This is a genomic window from Rhodococcus sp. FW305-130, assembly GCF_058788335.1.
Genome location: NZ_JBYTAP010000001.1, coordinates 505,348 through 526,661, shown reverse-complemented (window position 1 = coordinate 526,661; position 21,314 = coordinate 505,348). Strand labels below are relative to the sequence as shown.

At 61.0% G+C, this 21,314-nt stretch carries 25 protein-coding genes; 17 read left to right on the top strand and 8 right to left on the bottom strand.

The genetic code is table 11. From position 1 onward, the window contains the following. Nucleotides 1–77: 77 nt before the first annotated feature. The 6 genes from AC3WQS_RS02575 to AC3WQS_RS02550 all read left to right on the top strand — a co-directional run bounded on the left by AC3WQS_RS02575 (nucleotide 78) and on the right by AC3WQS_RS02550 (nucleotide 4,745). On the top strand, nucleotides 78–1,073 hold the full coding sequence (locus AC3WQS_RS02575; protein WP_492713022.1) for a patatin-like phospholipase family protein: 996 nt from the start codon (nucleotides 78–80) through the stop codon (nucleotides 1,071–1,073). 13 nt (nucleotides 1,074–1,086) lie between these two features. Continuing rightward, nucleotides 1,087–2,643, top strand: a complete 1,557-nt coding sequence (locus AC3WQS_RS02570; protein ID WP_446695580.1) for a flavin-containing monooxygenase — start codon at nucleotides 1,087–1,089, stop codon at nucleotides 2,641–2,643. Beyond that, nucleotides 2,640–3,518 carry an SDR family oxidoreductase gene (locus tag AC3WQS_RS02565; protein ID WP_492713023.1) on the top strand — a complete coding sequence of 293 codons (879 nt, stop codon included), beginning with the start codon at nucleotides 2,640–2,642 and terminating at the stop codon, nucleotides 3,516–3,518. Before AC3WQS_RS02570 ends, AC3WQS_RS02565 begins: the two co-directional genes overlap by 4 nt. 19 nt (nucleotides 3,519–3,537) lie before the next feature. Further along, entirely contained in the window at nucleotides 3,538–4,056 is a 519-nt protein-coding gene (locus AC3WQS_RS02560; RefSeq protein WP_020908958.1) for a GNAT family N-acetyltransferase, read from the top strand. 90 nt (nucleotides 4,057–4,146) lie between these two features. After that, nucleotides 4,147–4,557: a hypothetical protein gene (locus AC3WQS_RS02555; protein WP_020970646.1), complete on the top strand. Its 411-nt coding sequence runs from the start codon at nucleotides 4,147–4,149 to the stop codon at nucleotides 4,555–4,557. Continuing rightward, nucleotides 4,557–4,745 (top strand): helix-turn-helix transcriptional regulator, encoded by a 189-nt coding sequence (locus tag AC3WQS_RS02550; protein WP_019745129.1) that lies wholly within the window; start codon nucleotides 4,557–4,559, stop codon nucleotides 4,743–4,745. The genes AC3WQS_RS02555 and AC3WQS_RS02550 overlap by 1 nt, the downstream gene beginning before the upstream one ends. A 23-nt stretch (nucleotides 4,746–4,768) precedes the next feature. Here AC3WQS_RS02550 and AC3WQS_RS02545 read toward each other — a convergent pair whose 3' ends face one another. The 5 genes from AC3WQS_RS02545 to AC3WQS_RS02525 all read right to left on the bottom strand — a co-directional run bounded on the left by AC3WQS_RS02545 (nucleotide 4,769) and on the right by AC3WQS_RS02525 (nucleotide 9,014). Continuing rightward, nucleotides 4,769–4,996, bottom strand: a complete 228-nt coding sequence (locus AC3WQS_RS02545) for a hypothetical protein (protein WP_446695578.1) — start codon at nucleotides 4,994–4,996, stop codon at nucleotides 4,769–4,771. A gap of 81 nt (nucleotides 4,997–5,077) precedes the next feature. Next, nucleotides 5,078–5,905: an ABC transporter ATP-binding protein gene (locus AC3WQS_RS02540; RefSeq protein WP_019745131.1), complete on the bottom strand. Its 828-nt coding sequence runs from the start codon at nucleotides 5,903–5,905 to the stop codon at nucleotides 5,078–5,080. Next, on the bottom strand, nucleotides 5,889–7,004 hold the full coding sequence (locus tag AC3WQS_RS02535) for a taurine ABC transporter substrate-binding protein (protein WP_042952828.1): 1,116 nt from the start codon (nucleotides 7,002–7,004) through the stop codon (nucleotides 5,889–5,891). Before AC3WQS_RS02535 ends, AC3WQS_RS02540 begins: the two co-directional genes overlap by 17 nt. After that, complete coding sequence (locus AC3WQS_RS02530; protein ID WP_021332086.1) at nucleotides 7,001–7,858, bottom strand: ABC transporter permease; 858 nt, start codon at nucleotides 7,856–7,858, stop codon at nucleotides 7,001–7,003. Before AC3WQS_RS02530 ends, AC3WQS_RS02535 begins: the two co-directional genes overlap by 4 nt. A 244-nt stretch (nucleotides 7,859–8,102) precedes the next feature. Next, a complete protein-coding gene (locus tag AC3WQS_RS02525) occupies nucleotides 8,103–9,014 on the bottom strand; it encodes a class I SAM-dependent methyltransferase (protein ID WP_037136748.1) in 912 nt (303 codons plus the stop codon). Nucleotides 9,015–9,102: 88 nt separating this feature from the next. Between AC3WQS_RS02525 and AC3WQS_RS02520 the strand changes: the two genes are divergently transcribed. The 4 genes from AC3WQS_RS02520 to AC3WQS_RS02505 all read left to right on the top strand — a co-directional run bounded on the left by AC3WQS_RS02520 (nucleotide 9,103) and on the right by AC3WQS_RS02505 (nucleotide 12,507). Next, nucleotides 9,103–9,948, top strand: a complete 846-nt coding sequence (locus AC3WQS_RS02520) for an LLM class F420-dependent oxidoreductase (protein ID WP_492713024.1) — start codon at nucleotides 9,103–9,105, stop codon at nucleotides 9,946–9,948. A gap of 105 nt (nucleotides 9,949–10,053) precedes the next feature. After that, a complete protein-coding gene (locus AC3WQS_RS02515) occupies nucleotides 10,054–10,626 on the top strand; it encodes a flavin reductase family protein (protein WP_492713025.1) in 573 nt (190 codons plus the stop codon). Next, nucleotides 10,619–11,245, top strand: a complete 627-nt coding sequence (locus AC3WQS_RS02510) for a superoxide dismutase (protein WP_182262588.1) — start codon at nucleotides 10,619–10,621, stop codon at nucleotides 11,243–11,245. Before AC3WQS_RS02515 ends, AC3WQS_RS02510 begins: the two co-directional genes overlap by 8 nt. Nucleotides 11,246–11,415: 170 nt before the next feature. Then, nucleotides 11,416–12,507, top strand: coding sequence for an alpha/beta fold hydrolase (locus tag AC3WQS_RS02505; RefSeq protein WP_060938070.1), 1,092 nt, complete (start codon nucleotides 11,416–11,418; stop codon nucleotides 12,505–12,507). 1 nt (nucleotide 12,508) lies between these two features. On the opposite strand, the gene AC3WQS_RS02500 is transcribed toward AC3WQS_RS02505, so the two are convergent. Then, the gene (locus tag AC3WQS_RS02500; RefSeq protein ID WP_492713026.1) at nucleotides 12,509–13,774 is read right to left on the bottom strand and encodes a vWA domain-containing protein; all 1,266 of its coding nucleotides are present in this window, start codon (nucleotides 13,772–13,774) and stop codon (nucleotides 12,509–12,511) included. A 175-nt stretch (nucleotides 13,775–13,949) separates the two neighbouring features. Here AC3WQS_RS02500 and AC3WQS_RS02495 point away from each other — a divergent pair, with 175 nt between their 5' ends. Next, nucleotides 13,950–14,912 carry a GGDEF domain-containing protein gene (locus tag AC3WQS_RS02495; protein WP_492713027.1) on the top strand — a complete coding sequence of 321 codons (963 nt, stop codon included), beginning with the start codon at nucleotides 13,950–13,952 and terminating at the stop codon, nucleotides 14,910–14,912. Nucleotides 14,913–15,000: 88 nt separating this feature from the next. On the opposite strand, the gene AC3WQS_RS02490 is transcribed toward AC3WQS_RS02495, so the two are convergent. After that, nucleotides 15,001–16,305: an HNH endonuclease signature motif containing protein gene (locus AC3WQS_RS02490; protein ID WP_492741392.1), complete on the bottom strand. Its 1,305-nt coding sequence runs from the start codon at nucleotides 16,303–16,305 to the stop codon at nucleotides 15,001–15,003. A gap of 158 nt (nucleotides 16,306–16,463) precedes the next feature. Here AC3WQS_RS02490 and AC3WQS_RS02485 point away from each other — a divergent pair, with 158 nt between their 5' ends. From AC3WQS_RS02485 to AC3WQS_RS02465, 5 genes are all read left to right on the top strand, one after another. Beyond that, nucleotides 16,464–16,967 (top strand): MarR family winged helix-turn-helix transcriptional regulator, encoded by a 504-nt coding sequence (locus AC3WQS_RS02485; protein WP_020908970.1) that lies wholly within the window; start codon nucleotides 16,464–16,466, stop codon nucleotides 16,965–16,967. An 11-nt stretch (nucleotides 16,968–16,978) separates the two neighbouring features. Then, a complete protein-coding gene (locus tag AC3WQS_RS02480) occupies nucleotides 16,979–18,037 on the top strand; it encodes an LLM class flavin-dependent oxidoreductase (protein WP_211918586.1) in 1,059 nt (352 codons plus the stop codon). 8 nt (nucleotides 18,038–18,045) lie between these two features. Next, on the top strand, nucleotides 18,046–18,612 hold the full coding sequence (msuE, locus tag AC3WQS_RS02475) for an FMN reductase (protein WP_019745144.1): 567 nt from the start codon (nucleotides 18,046–18,048) through the stop codon (nucleotides 18,610–18,612). Beyond that, nucleotides 18,609–19,136 carry a hemerythrin domain-containing protein gene (locus AC3WQS_RS02470; RefSeq protein ID WP_492712987.1) on the top strand — a complete coding sequence of 176 codons (528 nt, stop codon included), beginning with the start codon at nucleotides 18,609–18,611 and terminating at the stop codon, nucleotides 19,134–19,136. Before msuE ends, AC3WQS_RS02470 begins: the two co-directional genes overlap by 4 nt. Nucleotides 19,137–19,208: 72 nt before the next feature. Beyond that, nucleotides 19,209–19,541: a CD225/dispanin family protein gene (locus AC3WQS_RS02465; RefSeq protein ID WP_003940071.1), complete on the top strand. Its 333-nt coding sequence runs from the start codon at nucleotides 19,209–19,211 to the stop codon at nucleotides 19,539–19,541. A gap of 60 nt (nucleotides 19,542–19,601) precedes the next feature. Here AC3WQS_RS02465 and AC3WQS_RS02460 read toward each other — a convergent pair whose 3' ends face one another. Continuing rightward, complete coding sequence (locus tag AC3WQS_RS02460) at nucleotides 19,602–20,756, bottom strand: alpha/beta hydrolase (protein WP_060938064.1); 1,155 nt, start codon at nucleotides 20,754–20,756, stop codon at nucleotides 19,602–19,604. 38 nt (nucleotides 20,757–20,794) lie between these two features. On the opposite strand from AC3WQS_RS02460, the gene AC3WQS_RS02455 reads away from it, so the two are divergent. Then, a complete protein-coding gene (locus AC3WQS_RS02455) occupies nucleotides 20,795–21,253 on the top strand; it encodes a DUF5990 family protein (RefSeq protein WP_141488431.1) in 459 nt (152 codons plus the stop codon). Nucleotides 21,254–21,314 lie beyond the last annotated feature (61 nt).

Genomic DNA, 21,314 nt, shown 5'->3' with positions numbered 1-21,314 from the left:
CGAACGGTCGTCGAGTGGAGTACTGAAACCAATTTTTGGGGTACCAACGTTATTCGGATACTGATAGTCTCCGAAACATGACTTCAGATGTGACCGGTACCACCGTGCGCCAAAACAGCGCACCGAGACGCGGCTTGGCCATCGGTTGCGGCGGCACTCTCGGTTTTGCCTGGACTGTTGCCGCGCTCGCCTCGGTCCGGGATGCGCTCGACTGGGATCCACGGGAAGCCACAGCCATCATCGGGACGTCTGCCGGCGCCGAGTTCGTGACGATGCTCGGCAGCGGAGTCGGTGTCGACGAGTTGGTTGCCATGCAACTCGGCAACGCCGCCGCACGCCCCGAGGTCCTCACCCACATCGCGTCGGCGCCCGGAAAGCTCCCACCACTTCCGAGACTGGGCGTCGGCAATCCACGACTCCTCACGCGTCGAGACCTTCCGGTTCTGAGCCGGGTGAGCGGCATCGCACCGGTTGGTGGCGGCGACCCGTCCTGGCTCACTACGCTCGCCGAATCACTTGCTCCGGGCGATTCGTGGCTCCCACATCCGAACGCGTACATGGTATCCATGGACTACAGAACGGGGCGACGGGTCGCATTCGGGGCACAGGGGGCTCCGAAAGTGACCGTCGGTGAAGCACTCCGAGCGTCATGGGCGATTCCCGGCTGGTTTCCACCCGTGACGATCGACGGCGTCAGGTACATCGACGGCGGCGCCGCATCCACGGCTTCGGTAGACCTTCTGCTCCCCCTTCAACTGGACGAGCTGGTTGTACTGGCGCCCATGGCTTCTCGAACCCTGAGGCCGGCGCGCGGCGCCGCCCGTATCGAACGCGGTGCCCTGCGCAATGCCATGTCCAAGGGGCTCGATCAGGAGATCGAACTGGTCCGCTCCGCGGGTACCAGGGTCATACGAATCGATGCCACCGACGACGACCTTGCCGTGATGGGCGCCAACTTCATGGACGGCCGCCGACGGCTCGCCACCTTCGAATCATCGCTGCGTACAACACGTGCGAGTGTCAAGCGCGAACTCGATGTGCACCCGTTCCAGCCCACTCGTTCCCACCAGTGAAAGCGCAGACTCAGTGAACAACGAATCTGACCACTTCGAGGTCGTGATCATCGGCGGTGGAATTTCCGGAATCGGCGCGGCTATCCACCTGCAGCGTCTCGGAATCGACAACTTCGTGCTACTAGAGAAGGCCGACTCCCTCGGTGGAACCTGGCGCGCCAACACCTATCCCGGGTGCGCCTGTGATGTTCCATCCGGTCTGTACTCGTACTCCTTTGCCGCCAATCCGGATTGGACGCGCTTGTTCGCGGAGCAACCGGAGATCCGCGAATACATCGAGAACACGGCGGGCACGCACGGAGTCGACAAACACGTTCGCTTCGGGGTCGAAATGCTCTCCGCGCGTTGGGATGCGTCGCAATCACTGTGGAAGATAACAACTTCCAGCGGAGAACTGACTGCTCGCTTCGTGATAGCCGCTGCCGGCCCATGGAACGAACCCCTGACACCGGCGATCCCCGGACTGGAAGCGTTCGAGGGAGAGGTGTTTCATTCCTCGCAGTGGAATCACGACTACGACCTGACCGGAAAACGCGTCGCCGTCGTAGGAACCGGAGCCTCGGCAGTCCAGTTCGTTCCGCGCATCGTCTCCCAGGTCTCCGCCCTTCACCTCTACCAGCGAACCGCTCAATGGGTTCTTCCCAAACCCGATCACTACGTACCGCGGATCGAAAGGTCCGTCATGCGATTCGTGCCGGGAGCACAGAAAGCCTTGCGCAGCATCGAATACGGAATCATGGAAGCGCTCGGATTGGGATTCCGTAATCCGTGGATTCTGCGAATCGTGCAGAAACTCGGGTCAGCCCAATTGCGCCTGCAGGTACGCGATCCGAAGCTGCGCAAGGCATTGACTCCCGATTACACCCTCGGTTGCAAGCGACTGCTCATGTCGAACTCGTACTATCCGGCCCTCGGCAAACCCAACGTCAGCGTCCATGCCAACGCCGTCGAGCAGATCCGCGGTAACACCGTGATCGGCGCCGACGGAGTGGAGGCGGAGGTGGACGCCATCATCTTCGGAACGGGCTTCCACATCCTCGACATGCCCATCGCATCCAAGGTATTCGACGGAGAAGGTCGATCACTCGACGATCATTGGCAGGGAAGCCCGCGGGCGTACTTCGGTTCCGCCGTCAGTGGATTCCCCAACGCGTTCATCCTGCTGGGCCCGAGCCTCGGCACCGGGCACACATCGGCGTTCATGATCTTGGAAGCCCAACTGAACTATGTGGCGCAGGCAATCGGCCACGCCCGTCGTCACGGCTGGCAGACCATCGACGTGCGAGAGGAAGTTCAGGCAGCCTTCAACTCTCAGGTTCAGGAGGCATTGGGGACCACGGTCTACAACGCCGGTGGTTGCGAAAGCTATTTCTTCGACGTCAACGGCCGCAACAGTTTCAACTGGCCGTGGTCGTCCGGTGCCATGCGTCGACGGCTACGGGACTTCGATCCGTATGCCTACAACCACACGTCGAACCCTGAGTCAGACAACACGCCCCCTGAACCCACGCCGTCTGAACCCACGCCATCCGAGCCCACCACCAGTCCGGAACCGGAGTACACCGCATGAGCCTCTTCGGCACCACCTACCCGCCGATCGATCTCGACGGAGCGGTCGTCGTCATCTCGGGCGGTGGCCGCGGAATCGGCCGGGCGACAGCCAAGTTGTTCGCTGCTCGCGGTGCACTCGTATGCGTCGGCGATCTCGACGAGGAGACGGCCGCCGACACAGCGGAGTCCATCGGCCCACGTGCCCGCGGTTACCTGCTGGACGTCACCTCACGCGATTCCTGGGATGTGTTCGTCTCCAAGGTGATCGGCGAATTCGGCCACATCGACATTCTCGTCAACAACGCGGGAGTGATGCCGCTCGGCAGCTTCCTCGACGAGTCCGACGCCACCAGTCGAGTCACCCTCGACGTCAACATCTGGGGGCCTGTTCACGGGATGCGCGCCGTGTTGCCCGGCATGGTGGATCGACGACGCGGGCACGTCGTCAACATCGCATCGATGGCAGGCAAACTTCCGGTACCCGGGATGGCCGTGTACAACGCCAGCAAGTTCGGCGCAGTGGGTCTTTCGGCTTCTGCCCGTGTCGAATTCGCAGATTCCGGGGTCAGCGTCAGCGCGATCCTGCCCAGCGCGGTGCGGACCGGCCTCTCGTCAGGCGTGCCACTCGGAAAGGGAATGCCGACGGTTGAGCCCGAGGTAGTGGCCAAGGCCGTCGTCGACACGGTCGCGCATCGGCGAGCCGAAACTGCAGTTCCCCGTTACCTTGCGGGCTGGGATCTCGTCGACGCACTGGTCCCCGAATGGATCATCAACATCGGCCGCCGGGTGATCGACGATCGCCGCGCACTGACATCGGTAGATCCGAACGGGCGTGCGGACTACGAAAAGCGAGTGGCACGTCAGGTCGAAAACGGGGAGCACAATCCGAAGTGAACCGGGTAGTTTCGTGGCCATGTACATCCGCCGCGAAACTTCTTCCGACCGTGACGCCATCTATTCACTGCTCGGGGCGGCGTTTGCCGACCAGGCACCGCCCGGCGAGACTCCCTACGAGATCGAACTGACACGCCAACTCTTCGCCTCGGACGACTACTTACCGAAGTTGTCGCTGGTCGCCGTAGCCGGCGGTGAGATCGTCGGCTTCGTGATCGGGACACGCGGATGGGTCGGTCCCGTGGAGGCTGTTGGCCTCGGCCCGCTGGCTGTCACCCCGGGTAACCAGCGCAGCGGGGTTGGTTCGGCACTGATGCACGCGGTGGTCGGCGCGTGCGACGCCCTGGACGTGCCGCTGATCGCGCTCTTGGGCAGCACCGAGTACTACCCGCGGTTCGGATTCGTCACCAGCACGGACGTCGGAGTGGAGTCTCCGGAAGCTGAGTGGGGCGCTCACTTTCAGATCAGAACGCTCACCACGCATCGCGCTGATCAGACGGGGAAGTTTTCATACGCAGCGCCTTTCGGAATCGCGTGACCCGGAGCGCGATGTAAGAGTTCTTTGACATACGGCGTGCGTGAATCTACGCTCAACCCTGTCAAAGAACTCTTACATCCGGGAGGCTTCATGAGCACCACGGCACGGTGGAGCCTGGTTATCGGCATCGGCGTCGCAGTAACGCTGACCCTCGGCTTTTTTGCAGCACTGACCGCCGGCGACCAGAAGACGTTGACCTTCGTCGTCTTCGCAATCGTCATGGCGCCGGCTTGCATCGGATCCGTATGGGCCCTTTTCCCATCGGAAAAGAACAAGGCTCCCGCCTATCCCGAGGACACCGTCGAAACAGAATGGAGCCGCAAGGCCGGATTCGGCGCGTTCACAGACTTGATCACTGCCATGGGAATCGCGCTGATCGCGCACAATGTCTTCGGCGCTCCCGAACTGCCGCTCCTGATCTTCACTGCCCTCGGCCTGGTCGACTTCGGAATTCGGTACTGGGCGGTGTCGAGGGACCGCGCCCCCACGATCGAGATCTGATGCGCAACAATCTTCAAGAACTCAGGACGGCGGCCGGATTGTCACAGCAAGCGTGCGCCGACGCACTCGGAATCACGCGCCAAACCGTCATCTCGATCGAGAAGGGACACTTCGACCCGCGTCTGTCACTGGCGTTCCGAATCGCCGAGTACTTCGACAAACGCGTCGACGACGTCTTCTCCAGCTGACGTCTTCTCGGGCTGACAGAAGATCAGTCGAACAGGGTAGGCGACCCGTTTTCCTCTTTCCCGTCGTCGACCGCCGTCGTCTTCTTGCCCGAGCCCTTGCGGACGACGGTCAACGTCGTCGTTCGACGCGACAACCTGTGCCCGTCACTGTGTTCGAGCAACGCCATGCCCTGGCGAACTTCGACTACCGTCCACGGACCCGCATGGCCGGCTGCCTGCACGAGGTCACCGGACTCCACCTCAGTTGCCATGACCACTCCTTGTTCGTCGTGTCCTGCACGTTCTCCTTCCTATTATCGACGCGGCCACCTGGTAGTCGACGCGCAGGGTACCTACGCTGCAGCAGCAACCTTGACCGCATGGCCGACTTCGGCTCGGAATGCCGCGTATTCGGGTGAGCCTCGGAGATCGTCGGGATCGACGCCGGTTCGTGGCAGATCGATTTTCAGGTCCAGTGCGACCTTGCCTGGCCGGCTTGTCAGAACTACGACGCGGGAGCCGAGAAAGGCCGCCTCGTCGGCACTGTGAGTGACGAAGACACTTGTTCGCCCCGATTCGGCACTGACACTGCGGAGGTCCTCCTGTAGACGCTCGCGAGTGAGGGCGTCCAATGCGGCAAAGGGCTCGTCCAACAACAGCAACGATGTTTCGGCCGCCAGGGCCCGGGCAATTGCCACCCGCTGCTGCTGCCCGCCGGAGATTTCCCAGATACGCCGGTCCGCAGTGCCGCCCAGGCCGACGCGGTCGAGAAGCTCGTCGCGCCTTCGCCCGCGTTCGCTCTTCGTCACCCCGGCATATTTGAGTGCCAGATCGATGTTGCCGCCCACCGATTTCCACGGAAACAATCGTGGTTGCTGAAACACCACGCCGGCACTCGACCCGGGAATCGGGTCGGATCCTGATACCTGAACTGTTCCGCTGGAAGGATTTTCGAAACCTGCAATCAGCCGCAGCAATGTGCTCTTGCCGCAACCCGACGCTCCGACGAGGACCAGAAACTCACCAGGGGCGACGTCGATCGATACCGGCCCGAGTGCCGTGACGGACTCTCGACCGTGGCCGTACTTGTGCGAGACGGTGTCGATTCGGATCGCGCCCGGGCGGTCGGCAGCGAATCCTCCCGCGGCCTGCTGTGCGGTCTCGCTACTGGTCAAGGACATCGGGAAGCCCCTTCACATAGAGAGCATTCTGAAAGACCGCCAGATCAGGCACACTGTCGATCTGCTTCTGCTCGGCCAGGAATTGCGCTGCACTCTGCAGGTTCACTGCCAGATTCCCGGGAGCGCCTTCGGCGCCCAGCCATTCCGGCGAGGAGATCTGCTCGGGAGTGAGGAACACTCCCTGCTTCAGCTGCGCTGCCGCGTCGTCCTTCGAGGCGCCCAATTGCGCGGCAACAGCTTCCGCTGCCGCGTCCGGGTCCGTGGCGATCGTCGTGAGCGCGCGGGCCTGAACCTGGCGCCAGGTATCGACGATCTCGGGGTGATCCTTGGCAAACGCGGTCGACACCACACCAAGATCGAGTGTCGGCTTTCCAGCCGTCGCGAGCTCGCGACTGGCGATCAACTGTGTTCCGTCCTTACGGAGCTCGTCGAGCGTGGGCAACCAGGTGTAGACGGCATCGATGTCACCGCGCTGCCAGGCAGCGAGGGATGCTTGCGGCTGGAGATCCACCAACTGGACGTCGTCAGCACTGAGTCCGGCCTGGTTCAGTGCTGCCAGCAGACTGTAGTGCGCGGTCGAGGCGAATGCCGTGGCCACTTTCTTGCCACGCAGATCTGCGACGGTCTTGATTCCGGTTGCGTTGCGCGCCACCAAGGCTTCGTTGTCGCCGGCCACGTCGAGAACAAACGCGACCTGGTACGGAATGTTCAGCGGTGCCGAGAGGCCACGAGCAACCGGACTCGAACCGATTGCGCCGAAATCGATTTCACCGGCAATGAAGGCGGTGTTGATGTCGGCTCCCGAATCGAACTTCGTCCACTTCACGTTGTACTCGGGCAATGCGTCTTCGAGCCAGCGATTGTTCTTGACTATCAAGTCGCCGCTCGGGAACGACTGGTAGGCGATACGGATCGTTTCCTTGGACGAATCCTGGCCCGAATGATCCACCGAGCACGCACCGAGAACAAGGGCAAGAACGCCGATCAGCACCGTGAACGCCGTCCGGGAAGCCCTTCCCTCGTTGCGGTTCGGATTGCTGTTGCGCTTCAGATTGCCGCTGGGCTCGGAAATGCTGCCATATTTCTTATTGTCGGTCATACTTTTCCCCTCCAGGGAACGGCGCGGCGCTCAGCAGCCCGCAACAGTCCGTCGATGATCAAACCGGAGAATCCGATGGCGAAGATCCCCACCAGCACTACCGGAGTGTTGTTGTAATTGCTTGCATCCTTGACCATTCCGCCGATTCCGGGGATGCCGTTGAACAATTCGGCCGCGACAACTGACGAGTACGCCATACCCACCGACAAGCGAATGCCCGTGAAAGTTTCAGGCAGCGCCGACGGGACAACCACGTCTCGGATCACTTGTGCCCGTGAGGCTCCCAGCGCCCTGGCAGCTTCGACCAGCCCGACGGGTGCCGCGACAACAGCAGCTGTGGTGGCCACTGCTGCCGGCGGTAGCGCAGCCAACGCCAGAAGCGTGATCTTCGGCGCCTCGTCGATTCCCAGCCAGATCACCAGCAGGAAGAAGTACGCCAAGGGCGGCAGTGCCCGCAGGAAGGTCAACCACGGTTCGAGCAGGCTCCGCAGCCATGTCACCGATCCCATTGCCAAACCTAGGATCACGCCCAATCCGACGCCGATGATCACACCGACCAGCACCCGTCGCAGCGTCATGTAGAGGTGCTCCCAGAGCAAATACCCCTGGTAGCCACGCACTCCGTCGTGCGTGGTCATCGTGTTGACGAAGGCATGCCAGACCGTGCTCGGAAAGGGCACGAAGGTCTCACTCCAGGTGCCGCTCGCCGCGGCGACCTGCCACAAGGCCAAGAATGCGATCACTGAGAGCACCGGCAGTCCGACAGTGGTCACACTCGAAGTCCACGGCCGACGCGGTTCACGGTTCGGTTCCGCGACTGGTGTTGGTTCTATTGCTTCGACAGGAGTCGACATCGCTGTTCTTCCTCGACGTACGGAAAATTCCGGCACACATGCAGCAACGAGCGCACATGCAGGGGCGAAGGCGCACAGAGCGGCGCCGTTCTCACTCAGGAGAGTCGGAAGGAATCAACAGCAACAGCAGTTGGCACCAAGACGGCACAGGTCGACGGCGATGCGTCGTGTCAGTGGCGTCGTGGGCATGGGGGTAATTACTACCTGTGTCTGCAATTACCCGCAAATGCGGGGGAAATAGGCGTCAGTCGGCCAAGCGAACAGACAGCGAATACATCAGCGGTATCTCTGGTCGTCCGGCCGGGACTCCCCAACGCTTGCCACCGAGTTCTGCCATCTCCTCGAATCCTTGCCAACCGTTGGCGTACGGGTACTCGTCGAAGGACTCGAGCGTCAATCCGGCACGCCGCAGGGCGCCGAGCACCTCGGCGATGGACCAGTTGAATTCACATGAAGGGAAGGGATTTTCGAAGTTCTCGACTCCGTCTCCCTGAGCGCCCGGCAAGACGAGATCGGCTGAATCTGCCACGTAGTCGCCGACGCCACCGGGTTCGGTCACGGGAGTCCCGCCTCCGTACGGGTATGTCAGCGACCACTTCTCGTCGAAACACATGGCAAACGGATGAAACTCCACCAGAACGAATCGACCGTTCGGCGCCAGAACACCGGCAATCCCCTCGGCCCACTCGTCGAGATCGGGTAACCAGATCACCGTTCCGTACGAAGAGAAGACTCGATCGAACTTCCTCCCGGTAGCGCCGGCATCTCGGAGCCACGCAGATACATCCGCTCGCTCGAAATCGGCGGCAATGCCGGATTCCGCAGACAATGTTCGGGCGAAGTCGATCGCAGAATCCGAGATGTCGACGCCGGTCACCGCGGCACCGAGAGCAGCCAAACTCAACGAATCCTGACCGGAATTGCACTGCAGATGAAGAATCGAGGAACCGTCGATCTCGCCGAGCAGCGCCACTTCTTCCGGAAACAAGGTCGACCCGCCGTTGCGAAAGAACTGTGCTTGGTCACCTTTGTGACTGTTGTGAGCGACGGTCGCCGCATTCCACGACAACCGATTCATCTCCACTGCGTCCATCTCTACTGCATCCACCTCTCGGCCCACAACAACTCCGCCCGAGTTCACCACGCCCCCGGTCACGTCGGCAATCGATTTACTGGGCTGGAAACCTATCCGAACGAAGATGCAACAGGTTACAGTTTTTCGACGGACCATCGAAGGAGAACCAGTGCGCTACGGACTCAGCCTGTTCACCAGTGATCGCGGCATCCGCCCTGCCGATGCAGCAAAGGCTGCGGAGGCGAATGGATTCGACGCCTTCTACGTTCCGGAGCACACTCACATCCCCGTATCGAGGGATTCCGATCACCCCGGAACCCAGTCGGCAGAATTGCCCGACGACCGTTACATGCGCACACTCGACCCCTGGGTTGCCCTCGGCACCGCCGCGTCGGTCACGAGCACCATCCGATTGGGCACCTCGGTGGCCCTCCCCCTCGAACACGATCCGATCACTCTCGCGAAAACCATCGCATCGCTGGACCATCTTTCCGACGGACGCGTGGTTTTCGGCGGCGGATTCGGCTGGAATGCAGAGGAACTCGCCGACCACGGCGTACCGCCCAACAAACGCCGGACCGCACTCCGGGAGTATCTCGAAGCCATGGGTGAACTGTGGTCGAAGGAAGAAGCTTCGTACGACGGCCAATTCGTGAAGTACGGGCCTAGTTGGGCCTGGCCCAAGCCCGTTCAGAAGCCCCGTCCTCCCATCATGTTGGGCGGCGGCGGCAACGAGAAGACTTTCAAGTGGATCGCAAAGTCTGCCGACGGGTGGATCACCACACCGATCGAGCAGGAGATCGACGGAAACGTGGAACTGCTCCGAAAGATCTGGGCCGAAGCAGGTAGAGTCGGCGAGCCTGAAATAACCGTCCTGGCAGGCAAACCCGATCCGGAGAAGCTCGCCCACTGGGCAGATATCGGTGTCACGGAGGCGATGTTCGGCACTCCGGACAAGAGCCCCGAAGAGGTGGTCGGATACATGGAACGTCTGGCAGCCAAGCTCGGACGGTGAGGTCCGCCACAGCACCTTGACCTCAACTGCACTCGAGGTTTTAACGTCGGTATTGCACAAGACAGTGCAACGACAGCAAAACCCGAGTCAGAAGAGGTGCTAAGTGTGACGACAAAATTGGTTGGCACCCAACCTGTTTCGGATGTCGCTGTTGATTCGGCGCCGTCCATCCGAAGCGCATTCGTCGAGGCATTCCGAAATCATCCCGCCGGCGTCTCGATCATCACCGCGACGGGCGATGACGGCCCGGCCGGCATCACGTCGTCTTCGGTGATCTCGATCAGCGCCGATCCGGCAGTTCTGGCGTTCTCACTGCAGTCGTTGCGTGGTTCTGCGAGCGTCATTGCTTCCGCAGGCAGTTTTGTTGTTCACCTGGCAAATTCGGCGAACGAGCGACTGGCGGCCACGTTCGCGACCCGCGGCGCTGTCCGCTTCGGAGACGACATGCGCTGGTCGTTTCTGTCGACGGGTGAACCATTCCTGCACGGCACGGGCCACGCCTTGCGGGCGGTTCCCTTGAATGCCACGACGTGTGGCTCCGCAGTGATTGTCACCGCGCGCGTTGTCGACGTCATCGATCCGCAGCACGTGTCAGCGCCGCTCGTCTATCACGATCGAACCTATCGAAATCTCTCGTCTCACAACATTTCCTCAAAGGAAGGCATGTCACATGACTGAATACGTTCTCCCCGAGCTGGACTACGACTACGCCGCACTCGAACCGCACATCTCCGGCGAGATCATGGAACTGCACCACAGCAAGCACCACGCCACGTACGTGGCGGGCGCCAACAGCGCAATCGAGCAGTTGGCTGCTGCACGCGAAGACGGCACGATCACCGCGAAGGCGCCGCTGCTCAGTAAGAACCTCGCCTTCCACCTCGGCGGCCACACCAATCACTCGATCTTCTGGAAGAACCTCTCCCCCAACGGCGGTGAGCGACCAGAAGGCGATTTGGCAGCCGCGATCGACGAGCACTTCGGTACCTTCGACGCATTCGTCAACCACTTCTCTGCTGTAGCAACGACTTTGCAGGGGTCCGGCTGGGCGGTACTGGCCTACGACACGGTCGGGCAGCGCCTGGTCATCGAGCAACTCACCGACCAGCAAGGCAACATCAGCATCGGTATCGTTCCGTTGCTCATGCTCGACATGTGGGAGCACGCCTTCTACCTGCAGTACAAGAACGTCAAGGCCGACTACGTGAAGGCCTACTGGAACGTCATCAACTGGGAAGACGTTGCACAGCGATACGCGACGGCCACAGCCTCGACCGGCTTGATCGTCCCCGCCTGATCGTCCCGACCCGTTCACTGCCATATCACCCCGATCAGCCCAGCTCGGCACGGTGGCTCCGTTGCCGAGCTGGGTTTTTGCACCCCCGAGATCGATGTATGTGAAGGCAGGTAACATACACCGAGCACGGCTGACTCGGCCGTCCGCCGATTCGACTCCGAGGGGAACCAGTGCTCGATATCAGTGGTTTGATCGCGACGTGGCGTCCGACGCTGGACACCGCAGCGCGCAATGCATGGGGACTCTCGTTCGGCGACGGTGTCGAGAAGGCCGAACGCACGCCGTCGGTACTGATCAGCGAAGGTCCACACCGCGATCTGTATCGCTTCGGCGCATTGTGGACGCCCAGAGGCAATCCGGTCCTCCTCGTACCTCCCCTCGCGGTTTCAGCCGACTGCTACGACCTTCGTGCAGGCCAGAGCCTCGCCGCACACCTACTGGATGGCGCAAACACGCCCTACCTCCTCGACTACGGGACCATGCGGTACTCCGACCGCGGAATGGGTTTCGAGGCCTGGGTCGACGACATCATCCCGGAAGCGATCCGTACGATCTCGGACTTACATGACGGCGCACCTGTTTCGCTGATCGGGTGGAGCCTCGGCGGGACCATGTCTCTGCTCACGGGCTCCGCTCACTCCGACCTTCCGATCGCATCGATCACGGCAATCGGCACGCCAATCGATTACACGAAGATTCCCGCTATCAGCCCGTTGAGGCTGATCGGCAAATACACGGGCGACACCCCGCTCACGTCCGCGACCAATCTGGTCGGCGGACTGCCTGCTCCACTCGTTCAGGCGAGTTACAAGGTGACGGCGTTGCAGCGCGAAGTCCTCAAGCCATGGTTCATCGTGCGCAACCTCCACAACACCGAGACCCTGGCTCGCATGGAATCGATAGACAAGTTCATGGCAGCCATGCCTGGATACCCTGGCAAGGCATTTCAGCAGATCTGCGAACAACTCATGCTCGGCAACAATCTCTACAACGACGCTGTCACGCTTGCCGGACGCGAGATCAAACTGTCAGCTCTGAGCGTTCCCGTTCTCGCGATCGGCGGCACCACTGACGTGATTGCACCCATCGCTTCGGTGGAAGCGATCACGTCGGTCCTCACCGGCGCGCCGTCGGTCCGGTTCGAGAAGGCGCCGGGAAGTCACCTCGGGCTCGTTGCCGGCCCCACCGCGAGAGACTCCACCTGGGCGCACATCGACGAATTCTTGAAAGAGAATGCACCGCAGTTGGTTTCGACCAGCTAAATCACGGCGTCGTGATGCCCGCGGCCACAGCTGCCTTGTGCCAATCCGGGAATTCACTCAGCAAACGGGTGTACAACTGGGCGTCGTCGACGGTGTCGATGTCGTCCAGCGCGAAGAATCCGGCATTGTCGACCACCCTGCCGTCGAGGTCGTCGAGCTTCTCCAGCACTCCGTAGTTGGCCTTGCCGATTCCGACGAACTGCCAAAAGGCCGGGAGCCCAGACGCTTCGCGCATCAATTTCGTGATTTCCTTGCGCTCGCTGAAGCCTCCGTCGGTGAAGAACAGGACGAGCGTCGGCGCCGAACCACGTGTCAGGCCGGAGAGAATCTCAGTCATGATCGGCACTTCACGATTTGCGGCGCCGATCTTGTCATAGTTGAATCCGCCGTGCGAGCCGCGCAAGTGCAGGTAGGTATCCGACCACTCTTCCGCGTCATGGACAGAGATCTCGGGAAGCTTGACGAAGCTGACTGCATACAAGTACGGCTCCAGCTTGCCGTCGTCGTCGAGCTGGATCGCAACGGGAACCATGCGTTCGACAACACGATGCACCACTCTGGTGCGGTACTGCTTGGCCATACTTCCGGTTTTGTCGATCACCAGGACCACTCGCGCCCGAATTCCGTTGCCACCCTTGGTCAGCAGGACCTTGGCCACTTCGCGCTTTCGGAGGTCCAGTTTTTCCCGCTTCACCATCGAGAGTTTGGCTTCGTCGGGCACGGTCCGAATGCCATCTGCCGATTCAGCCGAGTCGGGTCGGCTCTGCGGTTCCTCGTCGACCGAGACTCCGAATGCAGTGACCAGATCTGCCAATCCGCTGTCCCAACCCGCCGAAACGTTCCGAACCTTCCAGTCCGTGCCGCGGCGATAGATCTCGACGAGGACCGCTGCCCTCTCACTCGTCAAACCCAAAGCCTGAGCCACGATAGCGATGGAACCAGCCTGCTCCACCACGACACCAAGGCCCCCGACAGCAGAAAGGGTTCCGTTTGCCGCCGCATCAAGCGCCACGGCAACACTCAGCTGGTGGATGTCGGCGGGCAACCTCGCAATGTCGATTTCGATGACGCCGCCGGACTCCAAGCGCACCGCACCTTCGGGCGACACCGGCTGATTGAAGAAGACAAAATCTGCGTCGTTCCGCACCTGGTTCCGTTCGTCGAGCTGGAACACCATCAGGTCCACCGTGCCCGGGGCGCTACCGTTCACCGCCACCTTCAGCGAAGTTCCGTCAACGACTGTGTTCGCTCCACGCGCCAGCTCCATGCCTGAAGATTAGCGGGCCACCAAAGAATCAACGGCCCCGCGGTCGGAAGAATCACAGCACACTTTCAGCAATCGCCAGGATTCTCGAGGCAGACTGTTCGTGGAAGATTTGTCGCACGCGGGACCAAGAGCCTGAGCATCGACAGAATCTTAGGGTCGATCAGGAGGTCACCAAATGCCGCACGGCCAGGCGCGCACCATCCCGATGTTGCCACTCCTGCCACCACTGACGAATTTCGACGACGCAAGTCGCTCGATCGTGTCCTACCTCGACGAATATCTTCCGCTGGCACTGTGGTCGATCACGCGGTTCGACGGGTCGAATCAAATCTTTCTCACCGTCTCACCCAACCCACTTCACATCGAAGTCGGCGAGACCCGGACTTGGCAAAACACCATGTGCAGCGAGGTAGTCCTCGGAAATGCGCCGCCAGTCTCATCGAATCGCGCACTCGTACCTGCACTTTCCCGAGATGACAGGTGGGAAGGCATAGGCGCATACGTCAGCATCCCAATCCTTCACAACGACGGCAGTCTCTTCGGCACTCTGTGTGGCGCCGACCCGATTACGGGCGACTCCGTACTCGAGGACAACCTGGCCCTCCTCACTCTCCTGTGCCGACTCCTCGGAACGATTCTCGATGTCGACTATCAGCGCGCGCAGTCAGTGCGACTGGCCGAAACTGCGCAACTCGATGCCGAGACCGACCCGTTGACAGGTCTTCTCAATCGGCGCGGGTGGAACCGCATCCTCGAGGCCGAGCAAACCCGGTACCGCCAATTCGCCGATCCGGGATCTATCATCATCGTCGATCTGGACGGCATGAAGACCATCAACGACGAACTCGGTCACGCCGCGGGTGACGAATATGTTCAACGGGCCGGCAAGATCTTGGCAGCATGCGCGCACCCTGGTGCGGTGGTTTCACGGTTGGGCGGAGACGAGTTCGGAATCGCTCTGCCCGATACACAGCCGCGCGCCGTCGACTACCTGGTCGAGTGTTTGGAGAAGGCGTTCCGGAATGCCGACGTCTGTTGTTCGATCGGTCGAGCCGACTTTTCCATGTTCCACAGCCTTTCCGAGACTTGGGATACGGCCGATGCCGAGATGTACCGCCACAAGCGCTCGAAGCACTGATTCGACTCCCCCACGGCCTGTTGGCACCGCATCGGAGGATCCCTTCGATGCGGTGCTGGCCCGTGTTCTGTTGTGCCCGAGGTTCTTCTCAGGTTTTGAAGGTGGTGTTCGCGGGCCGCGGGTGCTGCTGCGGGTCGATCGAGGGTGGTGGGATGAACCACGGTTTGTTGTCGACCCCGATGCGGATCACCCATTTCCCGACGAACCCGGACTTGCGGTGCATCAGCCGGTGATGTGAACGGCACAGCAGGACAAGGTTGTTCATCACCGTCGGGCCGCCGTTGGCCCAGTGCCGGATATGGTGCGCATCGGTCCAGGCCGGTACACACGTGCAGCCGGGGAACGCGCAGCCTCTGTCGCGGGCGATCAACGCCACTCGCTGCTCCGCGGTGACCAACCGTTTCCCGGGTCTCGCATCCAAGGGCGCGCCGTGATCATCGAGCAGAACAGTCGACAGGAAACAATCACAACCGAGGAGTCTGGTCTGCGAGACGGACAGTGGTCCGAGCCAGGGCATATGCCCGACGTCGAGATCCGACACAGCCGCTCCACCATCAGGAGCAGCGGGTGTTGCGGCGCAGTCCCGATGCTCCGCGAGATCGCGGGCGTTGATGTGCACGTTCACGTGCGGACGCTGACCACCGTCGGTGCCGGTTTTGGCGCAGTCGAGGTAACGCCGGATCAGTTCGGTGAACCCGTCCGCGGTCCGCTTCGCTGCCGACCGGGCATCGGGGGTTCCATCGGGTGCCGGGGTGGGCATCGTCAGATTCGACAACGCCGACAACAGCATTTCGCCGGTGAGGGCGTCGAAATCGCCGCGCACCACCACCCGACCGTTCAACGTCGACGCGATCCGCAACTCATTCCGATCCACATCCTCGGCGGGCGGAATCTCATCGGACTCGAACACTCGCTCCAAGGTCGCGATAACACTCCGCACCTTCGTGGTCATCGACTCCACCCCGGATGCCGCAGCCAACAACAAATCGATACAGCGAGGGAGCGCTTCCTCCGGCATCCCCTTCGGCGGTGACTCGCAGAACGCCACGATCAACACCGCATGATCGAACGAGCAGTCCCCGACGTCGAACCGGGCCGTCACCGCGGGAAACGGTCGTAGCGCTGCACCGAGGGCGGCGATCTTCTTCCCGTCCCGAACCTGCAGCATCGTGTTCGCCGCCAACCAGGCACCGACACCGCGGCTGGCGATCAGCTGATCATCGGGCCGCATCGAGAGTTCGTCGACCACCGCCACCCGAACGGCCTCGAGACGAAGAATCTCCGCGCTCGCCGACACCGCAGCGGCACGTAACTCAGAAGCAGACAACCGCCACAGCCGTCCACGCAACCCCACCGCAGAACCAGACACCACATCCGACAACAGAACACTCATTGAATCCCCCAATCCCCACCCCCAACAATACTCGAACACGTGTTCGAGTCAATACCTTGCTACCAGCACAAATGAGAGCGGGGAATAGTTCGATCGATCCAGGCGTATTATTTGAGTAAGCAATACTTGCGAGCGCAAATAAATGGAGGCTGTCACCGATGACTACCGACGAACGTCGACGCGGTTCCGTCTGGCGCGACCTAGTGGTCAGCCACAGCGTCATCCTCGGCAAGATGGAGGCGGACCTTCGAACCACCACCGGGCTCACCCTTGGCCAGTACGACGTTCTGCTCCGACTGCACGAAGCGCCGGGAAACACGATCCGAATGGGCGATCTGGCCGAACTGGTCCTGGTCACCACCAGTGGCGTGACGCGCGTCGTCGATCGATTGGTCGAGGCAGGACTGGCAGAGCGCGTTCGACCGGAAAACGATCGACGCGTCGTGACGGTATCGATGACGCCTGCGGGCAAGAAGACGCTTCGAAAAGCGTCCGCCATACACACGCGAGGGATCGCCGAATACTTCTCCGATCTCATTGAAACCGAGGAGCTTCCGGTACTCGAACGCTTCTTCTCCCGACTTGCCGCACATCACACGAATCAAGGCGGCGCATGCGATGCGCACGTAGAACAACTTTCCATCACCCCCACGAACAGATAGCGAGAAACAACATGGCTTTCGAATTGGGCGTCTACCATTTCGGTGAACTCACCCCAGATCCCACCACCGGCGCGATGATGAATCCCGGTGTCCACCTTCGCCATTTGGTGGAGCAGGCAACCGTTGCCGATCAGGTTGGACTCGATGTCTTCGGCGTCGGCGAGCACCATCGCACCGACTTCGCAGTCTCAGCCCCTGCAGTTGTGCTCGCGGCAATGGCTCAGGCTACCGACAACATCAAGCTGTCCAGCGCCGTAACCGTACTCAGTTCCGACGATCCCGTCCGTGTGTTCCAACAGTTCGCGACAGTCGACCTGCTTTCCGAAGGCCGTGCCGAGATCATTGCCGGCCGAGGTTCGTACACGGAGTCATTTCCGCTTTTCGGGTACGACCTGTCCCAGTACAACGAACTCTTCGCCGAAAAGCTCGATCTACTACTGAAACTGCGCGACGAGAACCCGATCAACTGGGAAGGACAACTTCGCGCACCACTGACCGACGGTGACGTGACGCCCCGCCCGGACCGTCAGATTCCGGTGTGGATCGCAGTCGGAGGTACTCCGGCCTCTGTCGTCCGTGCCGCGAAACTGGGCCTGCCCCTCTCACTGGCCATCATCGGTGGAAGTTACCAACAGTTCGAACCGTTCGTCGATCTATACCGCAGGGCTGCAGCGGAGTTCGGACACGATCCGAAGAAGCTCGCTGTCTCGATTGCTTCGCCAGGATTTGTCGATACCTCGAAGCAAACAGCACTCGACACGTCGTACCCGTACTTCCAGGCCGGGTGGATGCAGAATCATCATCAGCGGGGAAACGGAGTTCCCATGCCGCGCAGGGCATACGAGGCGCAGGCAACCACCGCGGGTGCGTTCTTCCTCGGCGGCCCGCAGGAAATCATCGACAAGACGATGGCGCAGTACGAACTGTTCCATCATGACCGCATCATGATCCAGATGGGGTTCGGCAACGTGCCACAGAAGGACATGCTGCGTGCGATCGAGATCCTCGGCACCGAAGTAGCCCCCGTTGTGCGTAAGGAAATCGAATCACTGAAGTCGTCCCAAAAATAGGAGTTTCGATGAGCACACCGCTCAAAATTGTTGCCGTTGTCGGCAACCTTCAAAAACCCTCCAAGACTCGTGCCCTCGTCGACCTGATCGTCGAAACCTTGGGAGACTTCGAGCAGATCGACACACGAGTTTTCGAGATCGTGGATCTGATTCCAGGTCTTGCGTCTGCTCTGGATCGCGATCACGTCGACTCAGTGACCGCCGAAGCGCTGGCAGCAGTCGAGTCCGCCGATATCGTCATCGCGGCGTCACCGGTGTTCCGCGGCTCGTACACGGGAATGTTCAAGCATTTCTTCGATCTCGTGGACCAGTACGCGCTTGCCAACACTCCGGTGATTCTTGCTGCGACAGGTGGCAGCGACCGCCACGCTCTCGTGTTGGACCATGCCCTGCGTCCACTGTTCGCCTTCTTCCAAGCGCTGACCGCTCCGGTCGGGATCTATCTCAGCTCAGGTGATTTCGACGGAACGACTATCCTCAACCCCGAGGTATTCGAGCGTATCGAGATGGCAGCAAAGGACGTCCTGCCGGTAGCGAGGATGCTCGCGGAGCGGGATCGAGTTGCGCTGACGTGAACGCCCCTCATTCGCACAACACGGCAACAGTTGCCGGTCTGAGGATGATCGAACAGCTACGTCAGGTTCACGAACCTCTACGAGCCGATATCGAGGTACTCGAGAACGCCCTGCAACAGTTGTCGGACGAAACCGCCGATCTGACTCGGATACCCGAAATGATCGACAATCTGACGATCGCGGATTTCGTCTGGCAACTACGGGTCAACTGCGACTTCTACTGCAACACGCTGACTCTGCACCACACCATCGAAGATCAACGTATGTTCCCCGTAATGACCAGGAACTTTCCCGAGTTGGCCCCTGCGGTCGAACGACTGCAGGCAGAACACAAGCTTGTCGGGGAGATCGTGGCGGAAGCCAAGCGTGCGTCACTCGCGCTGAGCACCGAATCCTCCACGGTCAATCGGGCACACGCCGCAATCTCCGAATTGGCGGATCATATGCAGTCGCACCTCGATTTCGAGGAGGCCACACTCTTTCCGTACTTCCGACGGATGGATCGCGACTGGCATTACGGCTGATCGTGCACACTCAGTGATTCTTCAGCTCCATCGCAGTAGCGTCGAAGGGGCCACCTCATGTCAGGAGCCCCCATGACCAACCCGGATCAACCCACCGTCCAGCAATCCGTTCCTCAGCACCCGATTCGACCGCCCGTCAATGCGGGTTGGGCAGTGGTCTCGCTGCTGTTCTTCTGGCCGCTCTCCTTCTCCGCTTTCACGCACGCCTTCAACGTGTATCCGCTGTGGGCCGACGGCGATGTGGCCGGGTCGCGGTACGCGTCCGATCGAGTGAAACGACTCGGTCAGATCTCGTTGTGGATCGCAGGCGGGCTACTACTCCTGGTCTGCATCCTGTACGCGATTGCGGCAATCGTGTGGTTCGCCAACGGTGGCCACGATTACGGGCCGCGACGTATGCGCTGAACAACCACCCTGAAACAACAAACTGCAACAACAACACCGCAACAACAACACCGCCGAACATCACCTCATCAATCGATCGATGAATTCCATGGTCTGGTCCATCGAAGCGACCGTCGTTTGGCCGTGGCTGATTCCGCTGAGTTCTTGATACTCGAACTGCGTTCCTCGCGAACGCATGTCGACCAGTTGCGCCCAGGTAAGGGCGACAGGAACCGTTGTGTCCGACACGCTCTGCACCACACGCAGTGACCGGTCGTAGCCGTCGACCGGCACCTGCATCATCTCGCGAAACAGATCGTGGAAGCGTGGCGTCCACACCGACCGAGAAAACAACGAGCTCAACTGGATTCGTTCGGCGCGAATGTGGCGGCCGAGATCTCCGGCGCACAGTGTCCGAGCCTTTTCCATCCACTCGATCCCCTGCGGCGAGAGAACCTCCCGAATGTTCTCTTCGGGTCGTTGATCGTCGATCCCGGCCAGAACGTACAGCGCGTATCCCACCAACCCGGTGATGCCGATGTCGGGAAACAGCGGTCCGCCCAACGGAAACAAACCTTCCATATGGGTGGGGCCCGCAACAACGACCGAGCCGCGGAAATCCAATTCCGGTGCACGAGTGGTGGCCTCGTGTCCCGCGAAGTACGCCGCATGACCGCCTTCGGACAAACCCGCAACCATCCACCGCGGACTCAGCACACTGCCGTACAACTCGTGCGCAGCCCGCACGATGTCGACCGCATTCGCGCCGGCGGCATGTCCGTCGAGATAGGCCAGCACCCCGTCGGTACCCAGTCCCGAGTAGTCGGTAGCGACTACCGCGTATCCCTGCTCCAACCAGCGTTCGATCGGTTCGATCTCGCCCGGACCGAATCCGGTCGACGAGGGTGCACACTGATCCGCACTGCCCAAAGTTCCGTGGGCATACGAGATGACGGGCCAACCGCCCGCCGGTGGGGCACCTTCCGGCAGAAACACGGACCCTGACGACTCTCCCCATCTGTCAGCGGTACGCAGAGTTCGATACACGACCCGCTGCGTCTCACCGGCGCCGACCGGAAACACTGCGGCCGAGAGTTCGCCATAGGACTCCAGCGCGCCCGCGACTTCCGGTTCGTCCGTCGTCGCCGCGGCAGCCCCTGACCCCCACCCGAGACTCGACAACAGAATGCTCGCCACCACGGCCGCAACAAAGGTTCTACCCGAACGACTCACCACGCCAACCCCTCCCGACCTGTGCAGAGCATGATGTCGATATGCAGATCATCATCACCGGTCACAGCCTGCCCGGACGTGAGTGTTCCGAAACCGCAACCTTCGAAGGGCGCAGCAACATCCACGTCGGCGTTCAGCGCCGAGGCAAGCCACACGAAATCCTCGACCTCGTACCAGGAGATACCGAGACAGTGCGATGGGAACTGACAGCGAGTCTGGAGCGAAAGTCCGGTGCCTGGGACATTCTCGGTTCACACATCCAGGGTCCACCTCGCGGACGCTTCATCTACCTGTCCTGGGTGACGGTATCCGATGACCAGACGTTCGAGATGTTTCGGCGCGCAAAGCTGATGCTCGACGCGATCCCCGAGCACATCGTCGAGCAGGCCGACGCTTCCGGTGTGCTCCACGGAGACCTCGGGCTCACCGACACCGCAGGTAAACCACTGTGCGCGGCAATCCGACCACCAACGATCACCTGGTCCTCCTCGCCTTACTGAGCATCGTTCAGTAGTGTGGTGATCGAGCACTAACTCTGCCGGTGGCCCCACATAGTCGATA

What these genes read in the sequence shown, in the direction of transcription:
- AC3WQS_RS02455 (WP_141488431.1), top strand. Translation starts at nt 20,795, where the DNA reads ATGCAGATCATCATCACCGGTCACAGCCTGCCCGGACGTGAGTGTTCC.
- AC3WQS_RS02560 (WP_020908958.1), top strand. Translation starts at nt 3,538, where the DNA reads ATGTACATCCGCCGCGAAACTTCTTCCGACCGTGACGCCATCTATTCA.
- AC3WQS_RS02555 (WP_020970646.1), top strand. Translation starts at nt 4,147, where the DNA reads ATGAGCACCACGGCACGGTGGAGCCTGGTTATCGGCATCGGCGTCGCA.
- AC3WQS_RS02465 (WP_003940071.1), top strand. Translation starts at nt 19,209, where the DNA reads ATGACCAACCCGGATCAACCCACCGTCCAGCAATCCGTTCCTCAGCAC.
- AC3WQS_RS02565 (WP_492713023.1), top strand. Translation starts at nt 2,640, where the DNA reads ATGAGCCTCTTCGGCACCACCTACCCGCCGATCGATCTCGACGGAGCG.
- AC3WQS_RS02540 (WP_019745131.1), bottom strand. Translation starts at nt 5,905, where the DNA reads ATGTCCTTGACCAGTAGCGAGACCGCACAGCAGGCCGCGGGAGGATTC.
- AC3WQS_RS02490 (WP_492741392.1), bottom strand. Translation starts at nt 16,305, where the DNA reads ATGAGTGTTCTGTTGTCGGATGTGGTGTCTGGTTCTGCGGTGGGGTTG.
- AC3WQS_RS02510 (WP_182262588.1), top strand. Translation starts at nt 10,619, where the DNA reads ATGACTGAATACGTTCTCCCCGAGCTGGACTACGACTACGCCGCACTC.
- AC3WQS_RS02495 (WP_492713027.1), top strand. Translation starts at nt 13,950, where the DNA reads ATGCCGCACGGCCAGGCGCGCACCATCCCGATGTTGCCACTCCTGCCA.
- AC3WQS_RS02550 (WP_019745129.1), top strand. Translation starts at nt 4,557, where the DNA reads ATGCGCAACAATCTTCAAGAACTCAGGACGGCGGCCGGATTGTCACAG.
- AC3WQS_RS02575 (WP_492713022.1), top strand. Translation starts at nt 78, where the DNA reads ATGACTTCAGATGTGACCGGTACCACCGTGCGCCAAAACAGCGCACCG.
- AC3WQS_RS02530 (WP_021332086.1), bottom strand. Translation starts at nt 7,858, where the DNA reads ATGTCGACTCCTGTCGAAGCAATAGAACCAACACCAGTCGCGGAACCG.
- msuE (WP_019745144.1), top strand. Translation starts at nt 18,046, where the DNA reads ATGAGCACACCGCTCAAAATTGTTGCCGTTGTCGGCAACCTTCAAAAA.
- AC3WQS_RS02500 (WP_492713026.1), bottom strand. Translation starts at nt 13,774, where the DNA reads ATGGAGCTGGCGCGTGGAGCGAACACAGTCGTTGACGGAACTTCGCTG.
- AC3WQS_RS02480 (WP_211918586.1), top strand. Translation starts at nt 16,979, where the DNA reads ATGGCTTTCGAATTGGGCGTCTACCATTTCGGTGAACTCACCCCAGAT.
- AC3WQS_RS02485 (WP_020908970.1), top strand. Translation starts at nt 16,464, where the DNA reads ATGACTACCGACGAACGTCGACGCGGTTCCGTCTGGCGCGACCTAGTG.
- AC3WQS_RS02545 (WP_446695578.1), bottom strand. Translation starts at nt 4,996, where the DNA reads ATGGCAACTGAGGTGGAGTCCGGTGACCTCGTGCAGGCAGCCGGCCAT.
- AC3WQS_RS02535 (WP_042952828.1), bottom strand. Translation starts at nt 7,004, where the DNA reads ATGACCGACAATAAGAAATATGGCAGCATTTCCGAGCCCAGCGGCAAT.